Annotated in this window: 2 protein-coding genes; both read left to right on the forward strand. The window is 68.4% G+C overall.

The genetic code is table 11. The features are described from left to right. A partial coding sequence (locus tag Q8814_RS25595; RefSeq protein ID WP_330154752.1) for an SbcC/MukB-like Walker B domain-containing protein occupies positions 1-1,663 on the forward strand: 1,663 nt, incomplete at its 5' end. Positions 1,664-1,793: 130 nt separating this feature from the next. Next, entirely contained in the window at positions 1,794-2,561 is a 768-nt protein-coding gene (locus tag Q8814_RS25600; RefSeq protein ID WP_330154753.1) for a TIGR02679 domain-containing protein, read from the forward strand. The last annotated feature ends 85 nt before the right edge of the window (positions 2,562-2,646 follow it).

Here is a 2,646-nt window from a genome sequence, read left to right on the forward strand (position 1 = left end):
CTTCCAGGCACAGGGTCAGGCGGTGCTGCGGGCGCGCCGCGAGCAGGCGACGAACAGCGAGCGGGCCCGCGAAGCGCAGGTGCGGCTCGACGAGGCACGGATCGCCGCCGAGGAGTTCGCCGAGCAGGCCGCGGTGGCCGAGGAGTCGCTGCTCAACCAGCAGCAGCGACTCGAGACGCTGCAGGAGACACTCGGGGCGAGTGCGGAACGTATCGATGAGCAACTCGAGGAGGCGCGGACCCGCATCGAGGCGACCAAAGCCCGGCAACGCACCGCGGCCAAGGCACACCAGGCGGCGGTCCAGCAGCTCGGGAAAGCGGAGGCGGCATACGAAGCCGCCGAGGAACGGCTGCGGTCCGCGCTGGTGGAGGTGCGCGCCGACGCCGAGCGGCTCGCCCCCTACGCACGCCGGGATGTGCTGGCGCTGTTGGGGATCGAAGAGCAGTACGTGTGGCCGTCGAGTGCGGCGGCGTGGCTCGACGCGGACCAGTGGCTCTACCGGCTCCGCAAGTCGGACGAGTGCGGGCCGGACGACGACATGGCCACCCTGCCGCCGGAAGTGACCGCGCTGTTCGGGGCGCTCGCCACCGCGACGGACTCGGTGACCTCGAGCGACGCGGCGCGCAAGTCGACGCGGTCGGCATTGACGGCAGCACTGCAGGATTTCGACGCACAGCTCGCCGCGGCCGGGCAGGACTACCGGTTACAGTGGGATGCCCCGGACGGGGTGACCGTGGTGCAGGTGCAGGACGAGCAGGGGTTCTCGTCGGTCGGGCAGTTCGCGGTGCGCATCGCCGCGGCCCGGCAGGAGCAGGAGCTGCTGTTGAGCGACTCGGAGCGGCGCATCCTCGAGGATGCCCTGCTGGCCGGTCTGGCACAGCAGATCCACGATCGCACCGTCGATGCGCGGGATCTGATCGCACGGATGGGCGCCGAGATGCGTCGACGGCACATGTCGTCGGGCAACACCATCGGGGTGCACTGGGTGCTCGCCGATCACCTCGACGATCAGGCCCGCGCGGTGTGCAAGCTACTCGATCGGGACGCCTCCGCGCTGTCGCCGGAGGATCTGGCCGGGATACGAGCCCATTTCGCGGCGCGGATCCGCACCGAACGAGCGGCCCATCCGGAGCGGTCGTACCCGGAGATCCTCGCGTCGACGCTCGATTATCGGCGGTGGCGGGTGTTCGCGTTCGGCCTGATCGGGGCGGACGGCAGCGAGGACCGGTTGACGCCGGCGCGGCACTCGGCGCTCTCCGGTGGTGAGCAGTCGGTGTCGCTGCACCTGCCGCTGTTCGCGGCGGCGCACGTGATGCTCGATTCCGCCGATCCGCACGCGCCGCGGCTGCTGGCGCTGGACGAGGCGTTCGCCGGTGTCGACGACACCGGTCGCAGCGAATTGCTGAGTTTGTGTGTGCAGTTCGATCTGGATCTGTTCATGACCGGGTTCGATCTGTGGATCACCTACGCCGGGGTGCCGGGGTGTGCGCATTACGATCTGGCTCATTCGGTGGCCGAGCACACGGTCGCGGCGACCCTGCTGGTGTGGTCCGGCGGTGAGCTGCTGGCCGAGCACGACGGCTCGGATCTGGCGACCGCGCTGGGGTCGCCCGGCACTCGGAAGGTGTCACAGCCGGTGGAAGGCGCGCTCGAGTTCGTCTAGCCGACGGTCGACGCGCCGGATGCTGCGTCACCGGTTACCCGTCACTGAGATCGTTGTCGGTGCTTTCCGGTATTACTGCTGCCGATGTGTCGGCGGTCCGGTCGACGCCGCCGAGTTTCGGGAGGTAGCGATGTGGGCCGACACTCCGGAATTACGAGCAGTGCTCGAGAGGGTTCGGAAACGGCTCGAGCGCAACGGGCTGCAGCTTGCCGGTCAAGTGACGGTTCCGGTCACCGAGTCCACCCCGAACCTGTGGCGGTTGGCGGTCGCGATCCGAGGTGGGCGGGTGACGAGCGCGGCTACTCGGGTGCAGATCCCGCTGGCCGAGCTCGATCGATGGATGCGTTCGTCCGCCAACGGCGGTAGGTCGATTATTGCTGTGCTCGAATCCGAGTCGCCCCTGGTCGACCGGCAGGCCGCCAAAGCCGCAGACGAGCAGGCACTGCGAGACGGGTGGTCACAGGTCCGCGCGATCCTCGACACGCCGCAGCACCGGCACCGGCTCGCTTTTCTCGAGTCGCAACGGATGTCGCTGCGCGAGTTCCGGTCCGGCACGTTACGGGACGCGGCGCGCATCCTCTCGGCCCTCCCCGCCGCGGGCATCTCACCCGTCGAGCTTGCGGAGACCGTGACAGGAGATACCAAAGCCTTGACCGACACTGCCGTGCGCCGATGGGTGCTCCGGGTCCTTGCCAATGACTGCGGGGTCCCCGAGCCGGTCACGGCTTCCGAGCGTGCGGCCGTGTGGGAGCAGTTCGGGGTCACCGACGCCGGTTTGTCGAGCCGGGTGCTCAGTCTTGGTGTGCGGTTGGAAGGTCATGAGGTACCCGTGAAGTATGCAGATGCCGCGGCAGGAGGTTGCGTCCATCAGAGTGGTGTAGAAGCCGGAGCTCAATGAGCTGACCGGCGTGTCGTAACCGGACGAAAGACGGTCACCGCGTGATTCTTCGAGAGAGCTACCAACTCGACTCGACGAAAGAGCA

This window comes from Rhodococcus chondri (assembly GCF_036327435.1).
In the GTDB taxonomy this organism is placed as follows: Bacteria; Actinomycetota; Actinomycetes; order Mycobacteriales; family Mycobacteriaceae; genus Rhodococcus; species Rhodococcus chondri.

Excerpts from the sequence above, each read along its gene's own strand:
- Q8814_RS25600 (WP_330154753.1), top strand. The coding sequence starts at position 1,794 with ATGTGGGCCGACACTCCGGAATTACGAGCAGTGCTCGAGAGGGTTCGG.